The following is a 6,584-nucleotide window of genomic DNA, read 5'->3' as shown; positions in this document are numbered from 1 at the left end:
ATAATTATGAGTTAGCTCTAGGGGGATTAAATTGAAAACCTTCTATTATAGCATAGATTTTTTTTGCAAGAGGTCTATTATTGTGATGCAACCGGACACGATATCAGATCAGGAGATAAGATTAGAAATAATATCAATTATTGTTGACTGTTGACTGTTGACTGTTGACTTGGGGTGGAAAAACTCTAATGGTTGAGTGTTAACGGTTGACTCGATTTTATTATTGTGATGCAACCGGACACGATATCAGATCAGGAGATAAGATTAGAAATAATATCAATTCCGGTTGCGCCGGAATGATATCAAATCCGCGCTTCAAAAGTCGGGCGTAAACTAGAATCAAGCTGCCAACAAATAATTCGCGCAATTTTCCGTTTTTTGACTCACAGTCAACAGTCAACAGTCAACAGTCAACAATCATGGGATATCTGTTCGTAGCGGCAACCTCACGGTAAAGGTTGCCCCTTGTCCCTCACCAGGACTTTCTGCACTAACAGTACCGCCGTGGATCTCTACTAAATGACGGACAATCGAGAGTCCTAGCCCTAATCCACCCTCTCTGCGAGAGTGGGTACTATCGGCCTGACGGAAGCGATCGAATACATAGGGGAGAAAATCAGGGTGAATACCCTTACCAGTATCGCTAATTTGGATTTGAGCCATTCCATCAATGTAGTCTAATGCGATGTCAATTCTTCCTCCGGCTGGGGTGAATTTAATCGCGTTTGAAAGTATATTCCACAGCACCTGTTGTAAGCGGCTTGGATCGCCCAACACTTTTCGGGTTAAAGGACTGATGCTGCACTCAAGTTGAATATTTTTGGCTTCTGCTGCCAAACGAACCACCCCGATCGCATTTTCAAGCAGAGGATTCAGCTCAATTTGAGCAGGGTTGAGCCGAAATTGGCCTGTGCTAATCCGCGAAACGTCTAAGATGTCATCGATGAGCTGGTTTTGTGCTCTGGCGGTGCGCTCGATCGTTTTTAGCGCCTCCTCGGTTTTAGCCGCGTCAAATTTTCGCTGGCGTAGCAACTGTGTCCAGCCCATCATCGCATTGAGCGGCGTCCGCAGTTCGTGAGAGAGGACGGACAAAAACTCATCTTTGCCGCGGTTGGCCGACTCAGCCGCCGCGCGAGCCGATTGTTCCTGAATCAGGAGTTGGCTGTGTGCTTTCTCCAACCGCTTTTGCTCGGTGATATCCTCGATCGCCAACAGAATCATCTGTGTATCGCCGATCGGAGGCATTTTGCGGGCATTGAGCAGCATTATTTTATACCCGATCTTCTCAAAGTCATGCTCGACCTCAAAATCTTTAAACTCGGCATTTCCTTCCAGAACTTCCTCTAAGAGCGATCGCAACTGGGGAATATTCCACTGTCCGTTACCTAGATCGAAGATCGCTCGCTGCTGAGTTTGGACGGGCAGAACATGAAACGTCTCGTAGAAAGCCTGATTTGCCGTAATCGCCCGCAGGTTTAGATCCAGCACTAGCAGCGGTTCCCGCACGGTTTCGACGATCATTTCGGCGTAATTTTTCGCTTCCATCAAGTGCTGGGCGCTCAGTTTTAGTGCGTTGATATTCACCAACATCACCACAGCCCCATCAATCTTGTTGTCGATCGTCCGATAGGGTCTAATGTGCAGATCGTACCAATGACCATCTCGATCTTGAACCTCCTGAACTTTCAAATTGAGCGTGCGGATCACCTCTAAAATCTGTTGCTCTAAGTCCGGCACTATCAACTTGTGAGTGATGTCGCTCAAAGACCGCCCGACATCGCTAGACATCAAGTTGAAGATGCCTTCGACTGCGGGAGTAAACCGGCGGATTCGCAGGTCGCCTCCCACCATCAGAATCGGAATATTGATGCTGGCCAGCAGATTCTGTAAATCGTTGCTCACCTGAGTTGATTCAACATTGCGCCGCTGCAGTTCCTCATTAATCGTGTTAAGTTCTTCATTGGTTGCCTGAATCTCTTCTTTCGCCGTTTCGAGTTCCTCATTCATGCTTTGCAACTCTTCGTTGCTCGACAAAATCTCTTCGTTGGCGGCTCTTAAATCTTGATTAGCGGCTTGATGCTCGTGGACGATCGCTCCGAGGTGTTCTTTTGTGATTTTCAGTTCCTGTAGCAGCCTTTCTATCTCCAGGCTTTCACCCTTTTTCGGGTGGGAGTTGACTCTACCATTTTCCACCGTCTCCGAAGACACAGGGATCTGCGGCTGGTCTTGAAACAACACTAAAAAATAGTCTTTTGCCACAGGGCCGGCTTGCAATGGAATCACATTAATTTTCACCTGCCGGAGGATCTTGCCGTCTCTAACTTGCAAGCCTTCCCATGCGATCGGCTGCTTCTGCTGTGAGGCTTGTTGAATGGCAGTGCGCAGTTCCACGCGCAATCCTTCTTTTGCCATTGTCAGCAAATTCAAGCTCGCCCTACCGGGAGACGGTTCTAGGTAGGCACTCGTCTGTCCTCGAAATTGCAGAATCTCGCGGGCTGCGTTAATCACGACCCCGACAGGGGCATAGTGATTCAAAACAATGCGATCGGCGTCTTTCTCCAGTTCGGTTTCGTCCAACCTTTCCGTCGCCAGCGGTGGAGGGTTGAGGGGTGTCACAGGATAGTGGTTAGCAGTTAAATCAATGCTGAGCCAATGCGACAGCAGTTTTTTAGCATAAATTTTATTCTTTTTGTCGAATAGCGTAAACAATTCTGAAAAATCACCAACCGTTTCCGAAGTGCCTAACAGCAAAAAGCCTGCGGACTGAAGCGCGTAGTGGAAAATTGGCAGCAACTTTTTCTGCAACGGGGGGCCGAGATAGATCAGCACGTTCCGACAGGTAATCAAATCCATCCGGGAAAACGGCGGATCGCCGATCAGGTTTTGTCTAGCAAAGACGCAGAGTTCGCGCACGGGCTTAGCGATTTGGTATCCGCCCTCGACTCGGACAAAGAACCGATTTAGGCGTTCGGGTGAAATATCCGCGACTTGGGCCGGCGTATAAAAGGCACTGCGGGCCTGGGCGATGGCAGTTTCGCTGATGTCTGTCCCATAAATCTGAATCGGCAGATTAGTAGATCGAGCCGCTAAAAACTCTAGCAAGCAGATGGCGATCGAGTAAGCTTCTTCACCCGTTGAACAGCCGGCAATCCAAATGCGGATCGGTGTTTTCGAGGATTTATCTTTGACGATTTCGGGAAAAACCTTGCTGCTTAAGGCCTCAAAGCTTTCGGGGTCGCGGAAAAAGCTGGTGACATGAATGAAGACATCGTGATAAAGCGCCGTTACTTCTGTCGGGGTGTTTTGGAGATATTCGGCATAATCCTCGATCCGTTCCAGCTTGTACAGCAACATCCGCCGCTGCATCCGCCGCTGCAAGGTGGTTTGTTTGTAGTGAGTAAAGTCAACTCCTGTAGCCGCGCTCAGCAAACTGTAGATCGTGGCGATCGCATCTTTACTTTCGATCGCATCTTCGCTGGTGGTCGATTCTGTCGCAGGCCGATCTGCAATGTAGGGATGATGGCCGATCTCTGCTATTTTCTGGGCAATTTTTTCCGGTGGCAAGATAAAGTCTACCTGACCCGTAGCCACCGCAGTGTTGGGCATACTGCTGAATTGTGCCGATCCTTGACATTGGGCAAAAGTAATACCGCCCGCGGCCTTAATCGCTTTTAACCCTTGGGCACCATCCCCGTCGGCCCCGGACAAAACGACGGCGATGGCTTGGTTCCCGCGTTCTGCGGCGAGGGAAGCCAGAAAAATATCGACGGACATAAATACCCCGCGTCCTCTGCCGCGAGGCATTAGCTTCAGCACTGATCGATCGATGGTGATGCTCACATTCGGCGGGATAACGTAGACTTGATTGGGTGCTATGAGCATCCCATCTGTCACCTCATGCACGGGCATCAGGGTCGTTCGAGCCAGAATCTCACTCAAGGCACTTTCCTGATTCGCCAACATATGCTGAATTATTACAAACGCCATGCCGGTATCGATCGGCAAATGGCTCAGTAATTCGGTAAAGGCTTCCACTCCACCCGCAGATGCTCCTATTCCGACGACTGGAAATAACTCGTTTTGATTGTTCTGTTGCTTTGGCTCAGCAGCTTCGATATCAGCTTTAGGTTGAGATTTCTGGGAAAATTTTTTCTGACTCATTTTTTCTACCCAATATCGTGCTGGCTGCGTATTATTCTATTGCATTATATATATATATATATATATATTACAATGAAAAATGAGTCATCTACCTGCCGATATATCTAGGCGAACTCGGCGCGTGCGCTCAAGCGATTTTAAAATCCTTATTTTGGAGTTTTCCCTTTCCTAGTAGAGGACAAAAGTGAGACGAAAACTCCCTCCAAAGTTATACTAATTGTACTGTTAAGAGTTGAGAATTAGTGAAGTTTCCAGATTCTGCGATCGTAGCAATTCTATGGATGTTTGCGATCGAGTGGACTTCCCTAAATGCCCCTACTCATCAAAGAACTTCCAACCGGAATCTTTTGGGTTCTTCTCAAGCAAGAGAACACCCTACAGAACCGTAATTAATCTCGTTTTTATGCAGGTTTTGGGGATTAAGAGCGGGATAGCTTTGCTTCACGCAAATTCGCTAGCGCCCCGTCGATATAAACTATCTCTGGATTATTTCTTTAACTGCTTCATAACTTCTTGCTGGGGCGTTTTTACCTTGTGATTCCTTTCCAGAGCATCGTGGATTAGCGGTTGCCAATATTGATCAAATTCAGCAATTACTTTCTGAACTTCTTCTGGTGTTGGAGTTTGAGGCTGTTAATTTGCAGACACAATCTAATAACTAAATTTTTTATTTTCCCACAATCCGGCACTTTTTGCTAAAAGCTTAAATAAAAGTAACAAAAATATATTTTAATTGACTTAGAGAAATTAGGGAAATCCAAGCAGCGCTGCAAAGTTCGGATTCTCAAGACAGGCTACCGGGGGTAACGGCGGTGAGAAAGTGCGATGCTGCGGTGGCGCTACGGATGTTGCTGAGGAAAGTGAAGGATGGGGAGTTTATGGTGCGATGTTCGTGGCGATGGGATGCCGGCAGACTCAAACTGCGGAAGCTTTGGCGGCGCTGTTAAAAATGATGCAGTTCGATCGCGATCGGAATGTGCCTGCAGAAGCCGCTAACTCTTTGTCAATGTTCGGAAGCGAGGCGATTGCTCATTTCGTGGCAGCTTTTCGTGGCGATGACAATTTGCTCGTCCGCCGCAGTATCATGGCTCCGCTGTGCGATCGGCGATCGGCCAAAATTGATTGTCAAAATGCTATACTCAAAATCCGAAAATAGTTGTACAATGTTTTTCTAGTCGTTTTTTACCGCTGCGCCTCCAAAGTGAAAGCAGGTGAAAGCAAGTAAAAAACACTAAGCGCGGGCGTAATTCAGTGGTAGAATGTCAGCTTCCCATGCTGAACGTCGTGGGTTCGAGTCCCACCGTCCGCTTTGACTGAATTTTCATATAATTATGAAAATTAATTAGTGCTATAAATTCAATCTATGGCTTATTTCTTAACCGCTGCTTTATATAAGTTCGTTGAACTACCTGATTTTGCTGAGCTGAAAGCACCGCTACTCGATTGTTGCAACAACAACAACGTCAAAGGCACTATCTTGCTGGCCCAAGAAGGCATTAATGGCACGATTGCTGGCTCGTCTGAGGGCGTACACGCAGTGCTGGGATTCTTGCGTAGTGACCCGCGTTTTGCGGATCTGGTACACAAGGAATCTTTCTCGGAAAAAGCACCTTTTTACCGCCTGAAAATACGCTTGAAGCGCGAAATCGTCACGATGGGGGTACCGGACATTAATCCCCGCCTCATGGCTGGCAAATATGTTAAGCCTGATGAGTGGAATAAGCTGCTTGACGATCCCGATGTTGTCGTAGTTGATGTTCGTAACGACTTCGAGGTATCTATGGGTACTTTTGAAGGCGCTATTAATCCAAAAACAAAAAGCTTTTCCGAGTTACCTGAATGGGTGCTGCGGGAAACGGCTTTACGCAATAAACCCAAGGTGGCAATGTTTTGCACGGGTGGTATTCGCTGCGAGAAATCGACTGCTTTTTTGCGGAGTCAAGGTTTTGAGGAAGTCTATCATCTCGAAGGCGGAATTTTAAAATATTTGGAAACGGTACCGGAAGCAGAAAGTCGTTGGGAAGGTGAATGCTTTGTCTTTGATGAACGGGTTTCTGTTGGTCAGGACTTAAAGCCGGGAAACTATGAACTTTGTCGCGGTTGTCGTCACCCGATTAGTCAGGAAGATAAGGCTTCTGAATTATTTGTGCTTGGTGTGAGTTGTCCTCATTGTCATGACTCAAAAACTGAAACCAAAAAACAAGCCTTATCTGAACGTCAACGTCAGATTGAGCTTGCTAAGGGGCGCAACCAAGTACATATAGGCGCGCGCTACGATGCGAAAGAAAAAGTAGATGGTGCGATCGACTAATATTATTATTCACTAAGTTTAAAGAAACCCCGTTTCTACGAAAAATCTTGTTTAGCGACAAGAAATCTACGAATAAACGGGGTTTCTGACCCGAAAAACCCGATCGTGCGAT

At 47.0% G+C, this 6,584-nt stretch carries 4 protein-coding genes and 1 tRNA gene; 4 read left to right on the top strand and 1 reads right to left on the bottom strand.

From position 1 onward, the window contains the following. Positions 1 to 417 precede the first annotated feature (417 nt). Positions 418 to 4,161, bottom strand: a complete 3,744-nt coding sequence (locus tag QUA70_RS21550) for a chemotaxis protein CheB (protein ID WP_333349715.1) — start codon at positions 4,159 to 4,161, stop codon at positions 418 to 420. Positions 4,162 to 4,403: 242 nt separating this feature from the next. Here QUA70_RS21550 and QUA70_RS21545 point away from each other — a divergent pair, with 242 nt between their 5' ends. The 4 genes from QUA70_RS21545 (at position 4,404) to trhO (ending at position 6,472) form a co-directional block, all read left to right on the top strand. Then, entirely contained in the window at positions 4,404 to 4,550 is a 147-nt protein-coding gene (locus QUA70_RS21545; protein ID WP_333349714.1) for a hypothetical protein, read from the top strand. A 431-nt stretch (positions 4,551 to 4,981) separates the two neighbouring features. Beyond that, complete coding sequence (locus QUA70_RS21540; RefSeq protein WP_333349712.1) at positions 4,982 to 5,317, top strand: HEAT repeat domain-containing protein; 336 nt, start codon at positions 4,982 to 4,984, stop codon at positions 5,315 to 5,317. An 81-nt stretch (positions 5,318 to 5,398) separates the two neighbouring features. Beyond that, positions 5,399 to 5,470: transfer RNA gene (locus tag QUA70_RS21535), tRNA-Gly, on the top strand. 54 nt (positions 5,471 to 5,524) lie between these two features. Next, the gene (trhO, locus tag QUA70_RS21530; RefSeq protein WP_333333387.1) at positions 5,525 to 6,472 is read left to right on the top strand and encodes an oxygen-dependent tRNA uridine(34) hydroxylase TrhO; all 948 of its coding nucleotides are present in this window, start codon (positions 5,525 to 5,527) and stop codon (positions 6,470 to 6,472) included. The last annotated feature ends 112 nt before the right edge of the window (positions 6,473 to 6,584 follow it).

The sequence above is a fragment of the Microcoleus sp. LAD1_D5 genome (assembly GCF_036702115.1).
Classification (GTDB): Bacteria; Cyanobacteriota; Cyanobacteriia; order Cyanobacteriales; family Microcoleaceae; genus Microcoleus.
The sequence above is the reverse complement of the archived record's forward strand: the minus strand, read 5'-3'. Positions and strand labels throughout refer to the sequence as shown.

What these genes read in the sequence shown, in the direction of transcription:
- trhO (WP_333333387.1), top strand. Translation starts at nt 5,525, where the DNA reads ATGGCTTATTTCTTAACCGCTGCTTTATATAAGTTCGTTGAACTACCT.
- QUA70_RS21550 (WP_333349715.1), bottom strand. Translation starts at nt 4,161, where the DNA reads ATGAGTCAGAAAAAATTTTCCCAGAAATCTCAACCTAAAGCTGATATC.